Below are 17,812 nucleotides of genomic sequence, written 5' to 3'. Positions count from 1 at the left end.
CATGCGGCACGCCGCAGCCTGTTGCCAGGTACTTCTCATACCTGGATAACCACACTCTGGTACCAGGCTGGGAACCGGCGGATCGTATGACCCGTGACTCAACGACTCGCCGTCGCCCCGGCCCCGCCCAGCACCGCCCGCACCACCGCCCCGAGCACCGCCGCCCCGCAGGCCGCCGCCCCGCACACCCCCGCCCTCGGCACCGCCGGGCTGGTCACCGTCCTGCTCGGGGCCTTCCTGCCGATGCTCGACTTCTTCATCGTGAACGTCGCCCTGCCCAGCATCGACCAGGACCTGGCCGCCGGACCGGCGGTGCTGGAACTCGTCGCCGCCGGCTACGGCATCGCCTTCGCCGTCCTGCTCGTCCTCGGCGGGCGGCTCGGCGACACCTTCGGCCGCCGCCGGCTCTTCGTCGCCGGGGCCACCGCCTTCGCCGTCACCTCACTGGCCTGCGGCCTCGCCCCCGACGCGTGGTCCCTGGTCGCCGCCCGGGCCGCCCAGGGCGCCTCGGCCGCGCTGCTGATCCCGCAGGTGCTCGGCACCATCACCGCCGCCACCGACGGCGCCCGGCGCGGCCGCGCGCTCAGCGTCTACGGCGCGGTCGGCGGCATCTCCGTGGTGATCGGCCAGGTGCTCGGCGGGATGCTCGTCGCCGCCGACCTCTTCGGCACCGGCTGGCGCTCGGTCTTCCTGCTGAACGTCCCGTTCGCGCTGCTCGCCGTCCTCCTCGCCGTCCGGTACGTGCCGGAGAGCCGGGCCACCCGGGCCGCCGCCGTGGACGTACCCGGCACCGTGCTGCTCACCGCCTCCCTGCTCTCCCTGCTCGTCCCGCTGATGGAGGGCCGCGCGGCCGGCTGGCCGCTCTGGTCCTGGGTGCTGCTCGCCCTGTTCCCGGTGTTCGCCACCGCCTTCGCCCTGGTCGAGAGCCGCGCGGAGCGGCGCGGCGCCACCCCGCTGGTGCCGCCCAGCCTGCTGCGGATCCCCGAGATGCGGCGCGGCCTCGGCATCGCGCTGCCCTACTTCGCCGGCTTCGGCGGCTTCATGTTCGTCATCGCCGTCGCCCTCCAGCAGGGCCTGCGGCTCGGCGTGGTCGCCGCCGGCTGGGCGCTCGTCCCGATGGCCGTCGGCTACTTCACCGCCTCGCTCTCCGGCCCGCGGCTGATCGGCCGCTGGGGCAGCCGGGTGCTCAGCGCCGGTGCCGTGGTCCAGGCCCTCGGCCTCATCACCATCGCGCTGACCGTCCTCGCCGACGCGGACCACTTCTCCCCGCTGCGGATGGCCCCCGGCGTCGCCCTCGCGGGCATCGGGCAGGGTCTGATCGGCACCCCGCTGTTCCGGGTCGTGCTCGCCAAGGTGCCCGCCGCCCGGGCCGGCGTCGGCAGCGGCGTCCTCGCCACCGGCCAGCAGTCCAGCCTCGCCCTCGGCGTGGCCACCCTCGGCACCCTCTACCTGTCCCTCTCCCCCAGCCTCGGCATGGGCCGCGCGCTCGCCCTGTGCCTCGGCGTCCAGCTGCTGGGCTCCTTCACCGTGCTGTACCTGACCACCCGGCTGCCCCGCTCCATCGGCTGAGCCCCGCGGGCCCACGGGCCCGGGCGACGACGAACGGCCCCGCGACCGGTTCCCGCCGGTCGCGGGGCCGTCGCGCTGCGGTCGCGGGGCCGTCGCGCTGCCGCGACCGCCCGTACGGTCAGGCGAGCTCCCTGACCACGGACAGGTACTCCTGGATGGCGTCGCGGTTGCGGGTCAGGCAGTGGATGCGGCGGGTCATCCGCTCGGTCTCGGACTCCAGGGTGTCGAGCATCTCCGGGGTGGCGTCCGCGAAGTGGATCTTCCGCGGGGCGTCCAGGCAGGGCAGGATCTGCTTGATGATCCGGGTCGGCAGCCCCGCGTCCAGCAGTCCGCGGATCTGGATCACCCGGTCGACCAGGTACTCGTCGTAGTCCCGGTACCCGTTCGCCTCGCGGCGCGGGAAGATCAGGCCCTGCTTCTCGTAGTAGCGCAGCAGGCGCGGCGAGGTCTCCGTCCGCCGGGCCAGTTCGCCGATCCGCATGTGACCACCCTCACGTCGGGGCCGGGTCGTTCCGGCTGGACCTTGACATCCGTGTCAACGATAGACGATCGGTCACATGCCGACCCACGAACTCCCCTCCCCCTCCTGCCCGATGACGACCCCGGCCACGGCCGGCGGCGCCGCCTCGACCCCCTCGCCCGACCCGGGGCTTCCGCTCGGCCCGGCGAGAGAGGCGCCACCGGCCGGACTGCCCTGGCCGGCGCTGCTCGCCCTGAGCACCGGCGGGTTCATCACCCTGATGACCGAGGCGCTGCCCGCCGGCGTCCTGCCCGCGATGAGCAGGGACCTCGGCGTCAGCCAGTCCGGCGCCGGACAGTCCGTCACCCTCTACGCGGTCGGCTCCATCGCGGCCGCCATCCCGCTGACCGCCGCCACCGCCGGCTGGCCGCGCAAGCGGCTGCTGCTCCTCGCCGTCGGCGGCTTCACCGTCGCCAACGCCGTCACCGCGGTCTCCGGCGACTACCCGCTCACCATGGCGGCCCGCTTCGCGGCGGGCCTGGTCGCCGGAATGCTGTGGGCCCTGCTGGCCGGGTACGCCCGCAGCATCGTCGCGCCCGAACAGCGCGGACGGGCCATGGCCGTCGCGATGGGCGGCGCCACGGTCGCCCTGTCCGTCGGGGTCCCGGCCGGCACCCTGCTCGCCGGGGCCGCCGGGTGGCGGGTCGCCTTCGGGCTGATGAGCGTCCTCGCGCTCGCCCTCGTCGGCTGGATCGCCGCAGCCGTCCCCCCGGTCCCCGGCCGGGCCGAACACGACCGGCTGCCGCTCCGGCAGGTGGTGCGGATCCCCGGCGTGGCGGCCGTCCTGGCCGTCACGGCGACCTTCGTACTCGCCCACAACGTCCTCTACACCTACGTCGCGGCCCTGCTCGAACCGCTGCACCTCGGCGGACGGACCGACACCGTGCTGCTCGTCCTCGGCCTGGCCTCGCTGGTGAGCATCGCCGCCACCGGAGCCCTGATCGACCGGCACCTGCGCACCCTGACCCTCACCGCCTGCCTCCTCGTCGGCGCCGCGACCCTGACCCTCGCCGGCGCCCTGCTCGGCTCGTCCCCCTGGCCCGTCTACGCCGCCGCCGCGATCTGGGGCCTCGGCTTCGGCGGCGTCGCCACCCTGCTGCAGACCGCCGTCGCCGACGCCGCCGACACGGCCGCCGACCTCGCCCAGTCCCTGCTGGTCACCTGCTGGAACCTCGGCATCGCCGCCGCCGCGTCCGCCGGCGGCCTCCTCCTCGACCACGCCGGACCGCGCTCCCTCCCCTGGTCGGCCCTCGCCCTGCTGGCCCTCGCCCTGGCCGTCACGGTGGCCGCCCGCCGCCACGGGTTCCCGGGCAAGGGGTGACGCCCGTCCGGGTGAACCGGCCGCCCCGGGCCAGAGATCAGGACTGCTCGACCGGGTGGCGGCCGGGGAGTTGATCGGAAATCACCCGCGAGGGACGGCTGATCGCCGTACTCACACCGCCGGCCCCGGAGCAGCGGGTGCTGGAGAACCTCGTACGCGACTGCACCAGCGGCCGACGGGATCCCGCCCTCGATCGCCGTCCGGCTCCCGTCGGCCACCGAGGCCCTCCACGGGATGCGCGACGAGGGAGGTCGCTGATCGGCCTCGGCTCCTGCCCGCTCCGATCCCCCGGGCCACCGGCGGCGCCCCTGCCTAGGCGGCCGTCCCCCTCCCCGGGGGCAGTCCGCCGATGAAGGTGTCCAGGCGGGCGACGGCGGTGCGGAGCAGGTCGATGGATCCGGTCGGGTCGTCCGGGAGTTCGAGGCCGTGGTCGGCGGCGGGGAGTTCCAGGACCTGGTGGCCGGTGGCGTCGGCGACGCTCCGGTCCCACAGCCTGTCGGCGCTGCCGCCGATCAGGAGGGTCGGCGCGGTGGCCCGGCGGAGGGTGCGGGCCACGTGGTCGAGGGTGAGCACCGGGGTGAGCCAGGCGGCCGGGAGGGCGCGGTCCGCGGCGAGGCCGGCGGCCAGGGAGCCCAGCGACTTGCCGACCGGCAGGCGGCAGGCACCGCCCTCCGCGTCGACGGCCGCGCCGACCTGCCGCTCGACCCAGGCGATCCGCTGCTCCGTCGTGAACTCGGCGAACGCCTCCGGGATCCGCCACCACAGCTCCTGGACCGTCCAGCCGTGCCGGGCCAGGACCGAGGAGGCGAAGTGCAGCAGTGGACGGGCGGGCGAGTAGCCGACGCCCGGGACGACCAGCGCGACCCGGTCCGGGTCGCCGTCGATGCGGGTGGGGAGGCTCGGTGCGGGGGAGGCGGACATGCCCGCAGGCTACTGCCGTCCGCCCTGGCGGGTGCCGGTCAGGCCCGGCTCCCCTCCGGGAGGACGGCCTGGGGCCGGGTGCCGACCACCGCGAGGGTGCCGGCCACGGCGATCGCGGCGAAGACGGCCAGCGCCCCGGTGACGCCGACCGCACCGGCCAGCGCGCCGCCCAGCAACGCGCCCACCGGCATGACGAGTTGGCCGATCGAGCGGGACAGGCCGAGCACCCGCCCCAACTGCTCCGGCGGGGACAGCTGTTGCTGCAGGGTCACCCAACTGACGCCCCAGACCGTCGCGCAGAAGCCGAACACCGCCTGGTAGACGACCAGCACCGGAAGGGCCGCCCCGAGCGAGGCCAGCGGGATCAGGAACAGGGCGGCCGCGGCCAGCGGGCCGAAGAGCGGGATCACCCTGGTCAGCCCGACCCGCCGGATCACCCGCTTCGCGGTGAGCACCGCCGTCACCGCGGCGATGCTGTAGACGGCCTGGGTCAGACCGAGCTCCCCGGGGCTCAGGTCCACGACCTGGTAGGCGAAGTAGGCGAACAGCCCGGCCAGCCCGGCCCCGCCCAGGTTGAGCGCCGCCGCGGCGACGGCCAGCCGGGCCAGCAGCGGCCGGCCGCGCAGGACGTCGACGCCCTCCCGCAGCGAGGCCGCGACCCCCGGCCGGGCGGCGGCCTGCGGCGGCTCCTCGTCCCGGCGGAGCCGGGGCAGGCTCATGGCGAGGGCGGACAACCCGTAACTGACCGCGTCCGCGACCATCGCGGTGGCCGCCCCGACCGCCTGCACCAGCGCGGCGGCCAGCCCCGGCCCGGCGATCTGGCCGACCGAACGGGCCCCGGCCAGCTTGGCGTTGACCGCCACCAGGCCGTCCTTCGGCACGAAGTCCGCCACCACGGTCGGCACCGCGATGGCGGAGATCCCGCCCAGCGCCCCGGAGACCGCCGCGACCGCGCAGAGGTGGGCCAGCGTCAGCGCACCGGCGGCGTGCGCCAGCGGGACGGTGGCGATCAGCAGCAGCTGGGCGAGGTCCACCGCGACCAGCAGTCGCCGCCGGGAGGCGACCCGGTCCACCAGCACCCCGGCGAACGGGCCGGTCAGCCCCTGCACCCCGTACTCCAGGGCGAACAGCAGCGAGGCCGCCAGCGGCCCGGCGTCCAGCAGCAGGATCGCCAGCGCGGGCAGGGCCAGCGCCGTGACCTGGGTGCCCGCCACGCTGACGCCCTGCGAGAACATCAGGGCCGGTACGGCGTTCCGCGAGGCCCGCGGAGCGGTCGGCGGACCGGCCGCGGGGGGACGTCCTGCGCCATCATCTGCCATACGCCCCAAGCTACTTCAGCTATGGCGGACGGGCACCCCGGTCCGCGATACTTGGTTCGCACAGTGATCGAGTCCGAAGGAAGGGGGAGCTCATGAGCTTCGTTCTCGCGTTCCTGGCCGCCCTGGCGGCCGTCGTCGTCGGCACCACCCTGTTCCTGGCCCGTCGCGACCGGGCCCACCGACGGTGGGCGGACGGCACGGAGGGCCTGCTGATCGAGCGGCGGCGGACCTCCCAGGCCGCCCGGATCCGCACCACCCACTCCACCTGGGCCACCCACCACGGCAACGGCCTGTTCCCCGACGACCTCCAGACGCACTACGTCTGACGGGGCGACGCCAGGGCGGACGCGGCGGTGCGGCGCCGCGGCGGACGCGGCAGTGCGGCGGCGGACGGAAACCCGGGTGCACCCACCGGCCCGGCCGCGCGACACTACCCCGCATGAGCTCCGACGCCGCCCCGACCCCGCAGGTCCGGGCCCTCGACCACGTGGCCTCGCTCGCCGCCGGCCCGCCGGTCGACCCGGCCCTGCGGGTGACCCTCAACTTCCACCCGGACCGGGTCTCCCGCGGCCGGGCCGTCCTCGACGCCCTGGCCGAGGACGGCGTCTACCTCTCCCAGTTCGCCACCGGCACCAGCAACGGCGGCCTGACCGCCCACCCGGGCGGGGACCGCTGGCGCTGGGAGAGCCGGATCTTCAACGGCGCCTACGACGACGCGGCCCCCGGCGAACGCCCCGTCTACGGTGCCCTCGACCACCGCCGCAATCCCGTCGGCGCCGCACCCCGCTTCGGGTCCGCGCACTTCCGGCTCACCGCCCCCGCCCTGGAGCGCACCACCTTCTGCTACCCGGACAGCTTCCTGGAGCCCACGGACTTCGGCACCGCAGCCCACATGGGGCTCATCCCGCTCGCCCTGGCCGACGACCGGGACGCCCTCGACGACTGCATCGAGGCGCACGTCCACGGCCCGGTCCGGCTGGCCGTGGACGTCGAGGCCCTGGTGCTGGACCCCTGCTACCGGAACACCCCGGTCGAGGACGCCGCCCGCCGCCTCCCCTGCCCGCTGGAGTGGCACCCCGGCTTCCGGCTCACCGTCGAGGAGCTCCGCCGCCACCCCGACTACCGCGGCCAGGAGTTCGTCGACCTCGGCGCCCGGATCGCCGAGGACGGCGCCCTCGACCCCCGGATCATCGGCGCCGCCGCCGCGACCGGCCGCCACGACCCCCAGGACCTCAAGAGGGTGTGGCACTACCTCGCCCGCTTCGGCGCCCCCGCGTAGGGGGGTCGGCGGATCCTCGCGGCCCGGTGCGACAGCCCGGCGCCGCCCTGCTCCGGTGACCCGCGTCGCTCCTCCCGCCGCGGTTACCCTGGGGGCGGCGCCGGAGCCGGGGCGCGATCGAGAACCGAGGTCTCCCCTTGTCCGAGTACCAGGCCGCGCCGCGGACGGTCGTCGAGGCCTGCTTCGACCCGCAGGGCACCGCTTCCCTCGCCTACGTCTACGACCTCGCCGCCGCGGCCGGACTCGCCGACCAGCCGGTCCGGCTGGCGATCCGCCGGCTGGAGGCCGCGGGCGTCCTCCGGCAGGAGGGCCGCGGCCGCAAGGGCCGCCTCCTGCTGACCGACGCGGGCCGGCTCCGCTCCGACACGGACGTCCGCCTCGTCCGCCTCGCCTACGCCCAGGACGCCGGACTCGCCCCCTGGGACGGGCTCTGGCGGCTCCACACCTTCTCCGTACCGGAACAGCGCCGCCCCGAACGCGACGCCCTCCGCACCGCGCTGACCCGCCTCGGCGCCGCCCCGCTCGCCCCCGGCGCCTACCTCAGCCCGCACGACCTGCTGGCCGAACTCGTCGGCGAGACCTCGGAGTCCACCGTCGGCAGCTACCTGGTCACGGCGGAGGCCACCCGGCTGACCGGCCCCGGGTTCACCGACCCGGCCTCCGTCGCGGAGCGCCTGTGGCCCGCGGCCGACACCCACGCCGCCTACCGGCCGCTCGCCGAGGCGCTCGCCGCGGAACCGGTCGGCACCGACCACGGCTCCCCCGAACTCATCGGCACCGACCACGGCTCCCCCGCACTCGTCGCCTCCGCCCTGGGGTTGGCCGACGCGTTCAGCCGGGCGCTGGAGCACGACCCACTGCTGCCGCCCGAACTGCGGCCCGCCCCCTGGCCGCCCGCACGACTGCGCCACGCCTTCCGGGAGCGGTGGGCGGCGATCCGGCGCCAGGCCCCCGACCTGTCCCTCTTCCGCGCCTTCGACCCGCCCGGGGCAGAAAAGGCCTGAGCGCCGGGAAAAGCAGTTGGCCCGGCGTCCCCGCCGCTCCGACAATCGCCGGATGACCGATGACCAGATCGACCCGGCCCGCCTGCGCGCCGCCCGCCGGGCCTGTACCCGCTTCCTCTCCGGCGCCCGCCCGCTCACCATGCGCGAGCGCCTCGCCGCGCTCGCCGAGGCGGTCGAGCCGGACGCCCACCCCGACATCTACGGGAACGGCGGGCCGGTCGGGGAGCTGGAGGAGCGCACCGCCGCGCTCCTCGGCACCGAGGACGCGGTGTTCTTCCCCAGCGGGACGATGGCCCAGCAGGTCGCCCTGCGCCACCACGCCGAGCGGACCGGCAACCCGGCCGTCGCGCTCCACCCGCAGAGCCACCTCGAACGGCACGAACGCCACGCCCACATCCAGCTCACCGGCCTGCGCAGCCTCTGGCCCACCACCGAGGCGCGGCAGCCGACCGCCGACGACCTGCGCGGCCTCGGCGAACCGTTCGGCACCCTGGTGGTGGAACTCCCGCTCCGCGACCCGGGCTTCCTCCTGCCCAGCTGGGACGAGCTCACCGAGCTGGTCGCCGCCGCCCGCGAGGCCGGTGCCCGGGTGCACTTCGACGGCGCCCGCCTCTGGAACACCACGACCCACTTCGGCCGGCCGCTGGACGAGATCGCCGCCCTGGCCGACAGCGTCTACGTCTCCTACTACAAGGACCTCGGCGGCATCAGCGGGGCCGCCCTCGCCGGGGACAAGGCCTTCACCGCCTACGCCCGCACCTGGCGCCACCGTTACGGCGGCCAGCTCTACCAGCAGTGGCCGGCCGCCCTCGCCGCGCTCGCCGGCCTGGACACCGAGCTCCCCCGGATCCCCGGCTACACCCGCCACGCGGCGACCCTCGTCCCCGCCCTGGCCGCCCTTCCCGGGGCGCGGATCCTCCCGGAGGCGCCGCCCACCCACGACTTCCAGCTCTGGCTCCCCCACCCGGCGCGCGTCCTGAACGCCGCCACCCTCGCCCTCGCCGAGCGGGAGGGGACCTGGTTCCTGGACTGGACCGACGCCGCCCCCGGCCTCGCCATGGCCGAGGTCCGACTGGCGGGCTCGGCCCAGGACTGGACGGCGCAGGAGGTCACCGGACTCGGGCTGCGCTTCCTGGAGCTGGTCGCCGCCGAACGGGACTGACCCCCGGGAGGGCCGGCCCTCCGAGGGAGCCCGCCGTCAAACGGATGGCGGGCGCCCGACCCTTCGTGTCAGAATGACGATTATGAGCAAGCAGCAGGCCGGAGACTTCGCCGACGTCCGCAGCCGCGAGCAGTTGGCGGGCCTGATGGCCACCGGGGCGCGGCCGAAATGGGTGATGTTCTGGGGGCACACCGCCCGCAAGGGCGGCGGGACGCGACAGGAGTGCCTGAGCCAGTGGTGGCCCGGGCAGTTCACCGTCGACGGGGTGGCGTACGCCTCCGCCGAGCACTGGATGATGGCCGGCAAGGCCCGGATGTTCGGCGACCGGGCGATCGAGCAGCAGGTGCTGGCGGCCCGGACACCCGCCGAGGCGAAGAAGCTGGGCCGGCTGGTCCGGGACTTCGACGACGAGACCTGGACGGCGGGCCGGTTCGACCTGGTGGTCGAGGGGAACGTCGCGAAGTTCGGCCAGGACGAGACCCTGCGGGAGTACCTGCTCGGCACGGGCGGCCGCGTCCTGGTCGAGGCCAGCCCGGTGGACCGGATCTGGGGCATCGGCCTCGGCGCGGACGACATCCGGGCCGAACGCCCGCTGGAGTGGCGGGGGTTGAACCTGCTCGGGTTCGCACTGATGGAGGCGCGGGCGCAACTGGCCGGATGAGGCCGGTCGCTCCCCGGCCGGACGGGGCGGCCCCGCCGCGGAGCGCGACCGGCGCACTTCTCGCAACGGCCGCCCTCTGCGCGCTCCTTGACACCACTCGGGCACGACTGGTCGCGCTCTCGTAACTCCATCGCCACATTCCGACGCCAGGATGTCCCGCAGTCAGGGTACAGATGGACAGGTTGGGGCGATCATGCGCATGCGGTCGACGGAAGAATCCGCAGGCCAGCAACCGGAGGGCGAGCAACGGGCCGCCGAACTCCGGTCGGAACTGGACGAGTTGCTCCGCGCGAGCCGTTACGCGGGCCAACGCGAACGCCGGCTGAACGAGGCGATACGGGCAGCCCCGGGCCGCCGGCGCCCGGACGACGACCTGCTGCGGCAGCTCGCCCAGGCCCGCACCCTGCGCGAGGGCCTGGGCGCGCGCTGCCTGCAACTGAGCGATCAGTTAAGGGAATTGGAGATCCACCTCAGACAGCGGCCGCACCCCCGGCCCGCCCCGGAGCAGGCGGATCACCCGCCCCTCTCTCCTCACCAGCCCCCACCACCCCCGCCACCGGCGCCGACCCCACCCCCGGCCCCGATCCCGGCAACGGCCCCGCCCCCCGCAGCGGCGCCGTCTCCCGCTCCACCCGTCCGCCCCGACCTCGGCGCCCTCACCGAGCGGATCACCGGACTCCACCGCAGCGGCGCCCTCCCCGAGGCCGGGGAGCTGCTGGACCGGGCCGCCGCCCACCTCGCCCCCGCCGACGCCGCCCTGCTGGTCGGGATGCTCTCCCGGCGCGGCCCGACCGGCGCCTCGCTCCAACTGGCCCGGACGGCTGCCCGGGGCGCCCCCGAGCACGCCGTCACGGTGCTGGCGGAGCTGCGGGAGCTGGGCCTGGCCGAGGAGGCCGCCGAACTGTTCCACGCCTTCCGGGCCTACCCGGCCGCCGCGGTCCCGGCCCTGCTCGCCGCGCTGGAGCGGGCCGGGCAGCACGCCGACAGCGCCACGCTGCTCTGGGAGTGGGGCTCGGCACCGACCCCGGAGCTGACCTCGCTGGCCGCCGGCCTCCAGCAGCACGGCCGCCCCGCCGACGTCCGCACGCTGCTGCGCCAGGCGGCCGGCCGCCCGACCGCGGACCTGGCCGGACTCGCGACCGAGCTGCCGCCCGCGCTCGCCACCCTCCTGCTGCACGAGCTGGCGGCCCTGCGCCCGCCGGTCGAACTGGTGCGCCTGGCCGCCGCGCTGGAGAACCACCGGGACCTCTACGGGCAGCTGCTGGCCGCCCTGCTCGCCGACGGCACCCGCCACCGCACCACCCTGGCCGCCCTGCGCACGGCCGGCCTGCCGACCGCCCCGCCGGCCGCCCCCCGCTCCCGCTGGGGCCGGCGGTAGCCCCCCGCCCCCGGAACGACAGGAACGCAGGGAGCCCCCGGCCCGCCTCCACGAAGGAGGACGGCCGGGGGCTCCCCGAAGCACCGCAGTACCGGACTACCGAAGCACCGGACTACCGAAGGACCGGACTCAGCAGCCGATCAGCCGCGCCGCCAGGTAGCCCTTCACCTGGTCGAGCGACACGCGCTCCTGCGACATGGTGTCGCGGTCGCGCACGGTCACGGCGTTGTCCTCAAGGGTGTCGAAGTCGACCGTGACGCAGAACGGCGTGCCGATCTCGTCCTGGCGGCGGTAGCGCTTGCCGATCGCGCCCGCGTCGTCGAACTCGACGTTCCACGCGGTGCGCAGGTCGGCGGCCAGGCCGCGGGCCTTCGGGGAGAGCTCGGCGTTGCGCGACAGCGGCAGCACGGCGACCTTGACCGGGGCCAGGCGCGGGTCGAGCCGCATGCCGACGCGCTTCTCCATGACGCCCTTGGCGTTCGGCGCCTCGTCCTCGAAGTAGGCGTCGATCAGGAAGGCCAGCATGGCGCGGTTGAGGCCGGCCGCCGGCTCGATGACGTACGGGAAGTACCGCTCGCCGCTCTCCTGGTCGAAGTACCGGAGGTCCTTGCCGGAGGCCTCGCTGTGCACCCGCAGGTCGTAGTCCGTGCGGTTGGCGACGCCCTCCAGCTCGGAGAACTCGGAGCCGCCGAAGTTGAAGCGGTACTCGATGTCCACGGTGCGCTTGGCGTAGTGGGAGAGCTTCTCCTTCGGGTGCTCGAAGAAGCGCATGTTCTCGGTGCGCATGCCGAGGTCGACGTACCAGTCCCAGCGCTGCTGGAGCCAGTACTCGTGCCACTGCTCGTCGTCGCCCGGCTTGACGAAGAACTCCATCTCCATCTGCTCGAACTCGCGGGTGCGGAAGATGAAGTTGCCGGGGGTGATCTCGTTGCGGAAGCTCTTGCCGGTCTGGGCGATGCCGAACGGCGGCTTCTTGCGCGACGTGGTCTGGACGGAACTGAAGTTGGTGAAGATGCCCTGGGCGGTCTCGGGGCGCAGGAACGCCAGGCCGCTCGCCTCCTCGGTGACGCCGAGGTGGGTCTTCAGCATGCCCGAGAAGTCCTTGGGCTCGGTGAACTGGCCCTTGGTACCGCAGTCGGGGCAGTTGACGTCCTTGAGGCCGTTCGGCGGCGGGAAGCCGTGCTTGGCCTCGTACTTCTCCTCCAGGTGGTCGGCCCGGTGGCGCTTGTGGCAGGAGAGGCACTCGGTCAGCGGGTCGTTGAAGGTGGCGACGTGGCCGGAGGCCTCCCAGACCTCGCGGGCCAGGATCACCGACGAGTCGAGTCCGACGACGTCCTCGCGGGCCTGGACCATCGTGCGCCACCACTGGCGCTTGATGTTCTCCTTGAGTTCGACGCCCAGCGGCCCGTAGTCCCAGGCGGCACGCGTGCCGCCGTAGATCTCGCTGCAGGGGTAGACGAAGCCTCGGCGCTTGCTCAGGCTGACGATCGTGTCGATCTTGTCGGCGGCCACAGTGCTCTCTTCAGTACGTACGGCACGGTCAGGGCACGGCTGGTTGCTCGTACCCGAATACCCAAGGTTACCGGCCGGACGGGTACGGGTTTCAAATCGATATGGTCCGGCTCCCCCCGTCCACGGCCACCTGTCGTTCACCCGTCCGAGTGAGTTGACAATCATTTCCACTTGAGATGAGAATGATTGTCATGATGATCGGACTGCTCAGCCGCCGGACCCGCAAGACCGCCGCCCTCGCCGTCGCCGCCCTCGCCTCCTCACTGGCCCTCACGGCCTGCGGCGGCAGCAGCAGCGCCCAGGGCACGGACGGCAAGCTGAACGTCGTCGCCTCCTTCTACCCGATGGAGTTCCTGGCCCAGCAGATCGGCAAGGAGCACGTCTCGGTCACCGACCTCACCGCGCCCGGCGTCGAGCCGCACGACCTGGAACTCACCGCCAAGCAGGTCGCCGGCGTCCAGAAGGCCGACGCGATCCTCTACCTCAAGGGCCTCCAGCCCACCGTCGACCAGGCCGTCGACCAGTCGGGCAGCAAGCACAAGATCGACGCCACCGCCGCCAGCCCGCTGGTCGACCACCACCTCGACGAGGGCACCGCCGAGGGCGACGGCCACAAGCACGAGGGCCCGGCCGGCGACCCGCACGTCTGGCTCGACCCGAGCCGCTACGCCGCGATCGCCAAGAGCGTCGGCGCCGAGTTCGCCAAGGCCGACCCCGCCCACGCCGCCGACTACCGGAAGAACACCGACGACCTGGTCACCCGGCTCACCGCCCTGGACCAGGAGTTCCGGACCGGGCTGCAGGACGTCAAGACCAAGACCTTCGTCACCAGCCACGCCGCCTTCGGCTACCTCGCCGACCACTACGGCCTCACCCAGGTCGCCATCAACGGCGTCGACCCGGAGTCCGAGCCCACCCCGGCCCGCCTCGCCGAGGTGCAGAAGGCCGCCAAGGACAACGGCGTCACCACGATCTTCTTCGAGACCCTGGTCAGCCCCAAGCTCGCCGACACCGTCGCCAAGGACCTCGGCCTCAAGACCGCCGTGCTGGACCCGCTGGAGGGCGTCAAGACTGATGCATCCAACGGCGCCGCCAAGGACGACTACCTGACCGTCATGAAGCAGAACCTGGCCAACCTCCGGGCCGCCCTCGGCGCGCCCACGGCGACCGCCGCCCCCACCCCCGCGAGCTGACGGGACGCACCACCATGACCCACCCGATACCCCCGGCCGTCCGCCTCCTCGACGCCGTCGCCTCGCGCGGCGGCCGGCCGGTGCTGCGCGGCGTCGACCTCACCGTCCGACCCGGCGAGGTCGTCGCCCTGCTCGGCGCCAACGGCTCCGGCAAGTCGACCACCGTCAAGGCCGTGATCGGCTCCGTGCCGCTGGAGCAGGGCACCCTGGAGCTGTTCGGCACCCCGTACGGCTCCTTCCGCGCCTGGCACCGGATCGGGTACGTCCCGCAGCGCACCACCGCCGCCTCCGGCGTCCCCGCCACCGTGCGCGAGGTGGTCTCCACCGGGCGGCTGGCGCAGCACCGGCTGCTGCCGTTCCGCCGCCGGGACCGCGCCGCGGTGGACGGCGCGCTGGCCGCCGTCGGCATGCTGGACCGGGCCGGGGACGGCGTCGCCGACCTCTCCGGCGGCCAGCAGCAGCGGGTCCTGATCGCCCGCGCCCTGGTCGGCACCCCCGACCTGCTGATCATGGACGAGCCGATGGCCGGCGTCGACGCCGCCAGCCAGCAGGTGCTCGCCGACACCCTGCGCGCCGAGGTCGGCCGCGGCGCCTCGGTGCTCCTGGTGCTGCACGAACTCGGGCCGCTGGAGCCGCTGATCGACCGCGCCGTGGTGCTGCGGGACGGCTGCGTCGCGCACGACGGCCCGCCGGTTCCCAACACCGGCCTGCACGCGCTGCCCGGCCACGACCACGTCCACCCGCACGCCGACCTCACCCCGCCGAGGCTGCTCGCATGACCGAGATGCTCTCCTACGACTTCATGCAGCGCGCCCTGCTGGCCGCCGTACTGGTCGGGATCACCGCCCCCGCCGTCGGGATCTACCTGGTGCAACGCCGCCAGGCGCTGATGGGCGACGGCATGGGCCACGTCGCGATGACCGGCGTCGGCCTCGGCTTCATCTTCCAGACCAGCCCGGTCTGGATGGCCGTGCTGGTCTGCGTGCTCGGCGCCGTCACCATGGAGCTGGTCCGCTCGCGCGGCAACCAGCGCGGCGACATCGCCCTGGCGATGCTCTTCTACGGCGGCATGGCCTGCGGCAAGCTGCTCGTCTCGATGTCCGCCCAGGCCGGGGCCGGCTCGCTGGAGAGCTACCTGTGGGGCTCGATCCTCACCGTCGCCCCCGCCGACCTGGCCACCATCGCGGTGCTCGGGGCCGTGGTCATCGCGGTCACCGTCGGCCTGCGCCGCCAGCTCTTCGCGATCTGCCAGGACGAGGACTTCGCCCGGGTCACCGGCGTTCCGGTGCGCACCCTCAACCTGCTGCTCGCGGTGATGGCCGCGGTCACCGTCACGGTCGCCATGCGGGTGGTCGGCCTGCTGCTGGTCAGCGCGCTGATGGTGGTCCCGGTGGTCGCCGCCCAGCAGTTGACCCGCTCCTTCGCCGCCACCCAGGCCGCCTCGATCGCGCTCGGCGTGGTGGTCTCGCTGGCCGGCGTCACCGGTTCCTACCAGCTCGACGTGCCCTCCGGCCCGGCCATCGTGCTGCTCGCCATCGCGGTGTTCGCGGTGTTCAGCGCGATCGCCGCCCCGCTGGCCCGCCGTCGCCACCGGCGCCGCGGCGACGCCGACCCGGCCCCCCAGGTCTGCGACGTCCGGCTCCCGGACCGAATCCCCGACGCCTTCCCCGACGGAATCACCGACGCCTTCCCCGACCCGATCCCCGACCCGATCCCCGGCCGCGGCACCGGCCGGATCCCCGGCCAGGACCCGGGAAGGACTTCCTCCGACACGACCACTCCGGAGCGGCGGGCCGGGCTGGCACAATGAGGTGCGTGACGCCCACGACCCCAGGAGGACCCACGGTGACCACCGCAGGCCCGTCGCCGCGCGCCCGCTCGACCCGGCAGCGAGCCGCCGTCTCGGCGGCCCTGGACGAGATCGCGGACTTCCGCAGCGCCCAGGAGCTCCACGACCTGCTCAAGCACCGCGGGGACTCCGTCGGTCTGACCACGGTCTACCGCACCCTCCAGTCGCTCGCCGACGCCGGTGAGGTGGACGTGCTGCGCACCGCCGACGGCGAGGCCGTCTACCGCCGGTGCAGCAGCGGGCACCACCACCACCTGGTCTGCCGGCACTGCGGCGCCACCGTCGAGGTCGAGGGCCCCGCGGTCGAGCGCTGGGCCAACTCGGTCGCCGCCGAGCACGGGTTCAGCGACATCGCGCACACCCTGGAGATCTTCGGCACCTGCGCGGACTGCGCGAAGAAGGGCTGAACGGCCGTCCGTACGGGGGCAGCCCGCGCGGACGACGGCCGAAGGGCCCGCGGGAACGGTTCGTTCCCGCGGGCCCTTCGGCATGCGCGCACCGGTCGGCGTCAGCGCTGGGTGGGCAGCTCCAGCGGCGCGGCGACCTCGTTCGGGATCGCCCCGCCGAAGCGGCGGTCGCGCATCGCGAACTGCTCGCAGGCGCGCCACAGGTCGCGGCGGTCGAAGTCCGGCCAGAGCACGTCCTGGAACACGAACTCGGCGTACGCGGACTGCCAGAGCAGGAAGTTGGAGGTGCGCTGCTCGCCGCTGGGGCGCAGGAAGAGGTCCACGTCCGGCATGTCCGGGTGGTACATGTACTTGGCGATGGTCTTCTCGTTGACCTTCTTCGGGTCCAGCCGGCCGGCCGCCACGTCCAGCGCGATCGCCTGCGCGGCGTCGGCGAGTTCGGCCCGGCCGCCGTAGTTGACGCACATGTAGAGCGTCACCGCGTCGTTGCCCTTGGTCTGCTCCTCGGCGACCTGGAGCTCCTGGACGACGCTCTTCCACAGCTTGGGCATCCGGCCGGCCCAGCGGATCCGCACGCCCATCGCGTCCATCTCGTCACGGCGGCGGCGGATGACGTCCCGGTTGAAGTTCATCAGGAACTTCACCTCGTCGGGCGAGCGCTTCCAGTTCTCGGTGGAGAACGCGTACAGCGAGATGTTCTTGACGCCGAGCTCGATCGCGCCCTTGAGCACGTCCAGCACCACGGACTCGCCGATCTTGTGGCCCTCGGTGCGGGGCAGCCCGCGCTCCTTGGCCCAGCGGCCGTTGCCGTCCATCACGATGGCGACGTGGTCCGGGACCAGCTCGCCGGGGAGCTTCGGGGGCTTGGCGCCGCTGGGGTGCGGGGTCGGGGGTTCGTAGACCCGCTGCTTGCCGCCGCCGAAGAGCCGTCGCGCTGCCATGTGCTCACTTCTCCACGTATCTCATCGAGCGGATGCCCCGCTCCAGGTGCCACTGCAGATAGGCCGCGACCAGGCCGCTGCCCTCCCGCCAGTACCGCGGCTCGCAGGCGTCGGCCGTCCGCCAGTCCCCTGACAGCAGCGCCCCGAGCAGTACCAGTGTCTCAGGGGAGGGTACGGCACATCCGGGCACTCGGCAGTCCGCGCAGAGCACCCCCCCTGCGGGGAGGGAGAAGAAACGGTTCGGCCCGTCCAGGCCGCATTTGGCGCAGTCCGTGAAGCTCGCGCCGTACCCGTTCACCGCGAGCGAGCGCAGCAGGAAGGCGTCCAGCACCAGGTGCGACTCGTGCGTCCCGGCCGCCAGCACCCGCAGTCCGCCCACCAGCAGCAGGTACTGCTGGACGGCCGGCTCGCCCTCGTTCTCGGCGAAGCGCTCGGCCGTCTCCAGCATCGCCGTGCCGGCGGTGTAGCGGCCGTAGTCGGTGACGATCGATCCGCCGTACGGGGCGATGGTCTCCACCTGGGTGCACAGCGGCAGCCCGCGCCCGACCAGCTCGCTCCCCCGGCTGAAGAACTGCACGTCCACGTGCGAGAACGGCTCCAGCCGGGCGCCGAACTTGGACTTGGTCTTGCGCACCCCGCGCGCCACCGCCCGCACCTTGCCGTGGTGGCGGGTCAGCAGGGTGATGATCCGATCGGCCTCGCCGAGCTTCTGCGCCCGCAACACGACGCCGTCGTCCCGGAAAAGACTCATGCCCCCCATTGTCCCCCAGGGCTCT

General features: G+C 74.0%; 18 protein-coding genes. 12 read left to right on the top strand and 6 right to left on the bottom strand.

The window, feature by feature from the left end; all coding sequences use genetic code 11:
* The first annotated feature begins 93 nt into the window (after positions 1–93).
* Positions 94–1,569 carry an MFS transporter gene (locus ACFC1T_RS26790; protein WP_375892509.1) on the top strand — a complete coding sequence of 492 codons (1,476 nt, stop codon included), beginning with the start codon at positions 94–96 and terminating at the stop codon, positions 1,567–1,569.
* Between the two features lie 118 nt (positions 1,570–1,687).
* Here ACFC1T_RS26790 and ACFC1T_RS26785 read toward each other — a convergent pair whose 3' ends face one another.
* The gene (locus tag ACFC1T_RS26785; RefSeq protein ID WP_375892507.1) at positions 1,688–2,050 is read right to left on the bottom strand and encodes a MerR family transcriptional regulator; all 363 of its coding nucleotides are present in this window, start codon (positions 2,048–2,050) and stop codon (positions 1,688–1,690) included.
* Positions 2,051–2,126: 76 nt separating this feature from the next.
* Here ACFC1T_RS26785 and ACFC1T_RS26780 point away from each other — a divergent pair, with 76 nt between their 5' ends.
* Positions 2,127–3,410, top strand: a complete 1,284-nt coding sequence (locus ACFC1T_RS26780) for an MFS transporter (RefSeq protein ID WP_375892505.1) — start codon at positions 2,127–2,129, stop codon at positions 3,408–3,410.
* Between the two features lie 312 nt (positions 3,411–3,722).
* On the opposite strand, the gene ACFC1T_RS26775 is transcribed toward ACFC1T_RS26780, so the two are convergent.
* The gene (locus tag ACFC1T_RS26775; RefSeq protein WP_375892502.1) at positions 3,723–4,331 is read right to left on the bottom strand and encodes an alpha/beta hydrolase; all 609 of its coding nucleotides are present in this window, start codon (positions 4,329–4,331) and stop codon (positions 3,723–3,725) included.
* Between the two features lie 38 nt (positions 4,332–4,369).
* Positions 4,370–5,650, bottom strand: coding sequence for an MFS transporter (locus ACFC1T_RS26770; RefSeq protein WP_375892500.1), 1,281 nt, complete (start codon positions 5,648–5,650; stop codon positions 4,370–4,372).
* 92 nt (positions 5,651–5,742) lie between these two features.
* Here ACFC1T_RS26770 and ACFC1T_RS26765 point away from each other — a divergent pair, with 92 nt between their 5' ends.
* The 6 genes from ACFC1T_RS26765 (at position 5,743) to ACFC1T_RS26740 (ending at position 11,134) form a co-directional block, all read left to right on the top strand.
* Entirely contained in the window at positions 5,743–5,976 is a 234-nt protein-coding gene (locus ACFC1T_RS26765) for a hypothetical protein (RefSeq protein ID WP_375892498.1), read from the top strand.
* A gap of 113 nt (positions 5,977–6,089) precedes the next feature.
* The gene (locus ACFC1T_RS26760; RefSeq protein ID WP_375892496.1) at positions 6,090–6,929 is read left to right on the top strand and encodes a DUF3626 domain-containing protein; all 840 of its coding nucleotides are present in this window, start codon (positions 6,090–6,092) and stop codon (positions 6,927–6,929) included.
* Between the two features lie 137 nt (positions 6,930–7,066).
* A complete protein-coding gene (locus ACFC1T_RS26755) occupies positions 7,067–7,933 on the top strand; it encodes a transcriptional regulator (RefSeq protein ID WP_375892495.1) in 867 nt (288 codons plus the stop codon).
* A gap of 52 nt (positions 7,934–7,985) precedes the next feature.
* A complete protein-coding gene (locus ACFC1T_RS26750) occupies positions 7,986–9,095 on the top strand; it encodes a threonine aldolase family protein (RefSeq protein WP_375892494.1) in 1,110 nt (369 codons plus the stop codon).
* 82 nt (positions 9,096–9,177) lie between these two features.
* A complete protein-coding gene (locus ACFC1T_RS26745) occupies positions 9,178–9,756 on the top strand; it encodes an NADAR family protein (protein WP_375892492.1) in 579 nt (192 codons plus the stop codon).
* Between the two features lie 199 nt (positions 9,757–9,955).
* Positions 9,956–11,134: a hypothetical protein gene (locus ACFC1T_RS26740; RefSeq protein ID WP_375892490.1), complete on the top strand. Its 1,179-nt coding sequence runs from the start codon at positions 9,956–9,958 to the stop codon at positions 11,132–11,134.
* A 129-nt stretch (positions 11,135–11,263) separates the two neighbouring features.
* On the opposite strand, the gene ACFC1T_RS26735 is transcribed toward ACFC1T_RS26740, so the two are convergent.
* Positions 11,264–12,646, bottom strand: a complete 1,383-nt coding sequence (locus ACFC1T_RS26735) for a glycine--tRNA ligase (protein ID WP_375892489.1) — start codon at positions 12,644–12,646, stop codon at positions 11,264–11,266.
* Between the two features lie 191 nt (positions 12,647–12,837).
* Here ACFC1T_RS26735 and ACFC1T_RS26730 point away from each other — a divergent pair, with 191 nt between their 5' ends.
* The 4 genes from ACFC1T_RS26730 to ACFC1T_RS26715 are packed head-to-tail and all read left to right on the top strand — an operon-like array spanning position 12,838 to position 16,095.
* Positions 12,838–13,839: a metal ABC transporter substrate-binding protein gene (locus ACFC1T_RS26730; RefSeq protein WP_375892488.1), complete on the top strand. Its 1,002-nt coding sequence runs from the start codon at positions 12,838–12,840 to the stop codon at positions 13,837–13,839.
* Positions 13,840–13,853: 14 nt separating this feature from the next.
* Positions 13,854–14,618, top strand: coding sequence for a metal ABC transporter ATP-binding protein (locus ACFC1T_RS26725; protein WP_375892487.1), 765 nt, complete (start codon positions 13,854–13,856; stop codon positions 14,616–14,618).
* Positions 14,615–15,649, top strand: coding sequence for a metal ABC transporter permease (locus tag ACFC1T_RS26720; RefSeq protein ID WP_375892485.1), 1,035 nt, complete (start codon positions 14,615–14,617; stop codon positions 15,647–15,649). The genes ACFC1T_RS26725 and ACFC1T_RS26720 overlap by 4 nt, the downstream gene beginning before the upstream one ends.
* A gap of 35 nt (positions 15,650–15,684) precedes the next feature.
* On the top strand, positions 15,685–16,095 hold the full coding sequence (locus tag ACFC1T_RS26715) for a Fur family transcriptional regulator (RefSeq protein WP_360228723.1): 411 nt from the start codon (positions 15,685–15,687) through the stop codon (positions 16,093–16,095).
* Between the two features lie 101 nt (positions 16,096–16,196).
* On the opposite strand, the gene ACFC1T_RS26710 is transcribed toward ACFC1T_RS26715, so the two are convergent.
* Positions 16,197–17,036: an isoprenyl transferase gene (locus tag ACFC1T_RS26710; protein ID WP_375892484.1), complete on the bottom strand. Its 840-nt coding sequence runs from the start codon at positions 17,034–17,036 to the stop codon at positions 16,197–16,199.
* 4 nt (positions 17,037–17,040) lie between these two features.
* Positions 17,041–17,787 (bottom strand): DNA repair protein RecO, encoded by a 747-nt coding sequence (gene recO / locus ACFC1T_RS26705; protein WP_375892482.1) that lies wholly within the window; start codon positions 17,785–17,787, stop codon positions 17,041–17,043.
* Between the last annotated feature and the right edge of the window lie 25 nt (positions 17,788–17,812).

This window comes from Kitasatospora sp. NPDC056076, assembly GCF_042266305.1.
Classification (GTDB): Bacteria; Actinomycetota; Actinomycetes; order Streptomycetales; family Streptomycetaceae; genus Kitasatospora.
Note: the sequence above shows the minus strand (reverse complement) of the source record. Positions and strands in the feature narration are given on the sequence as shown.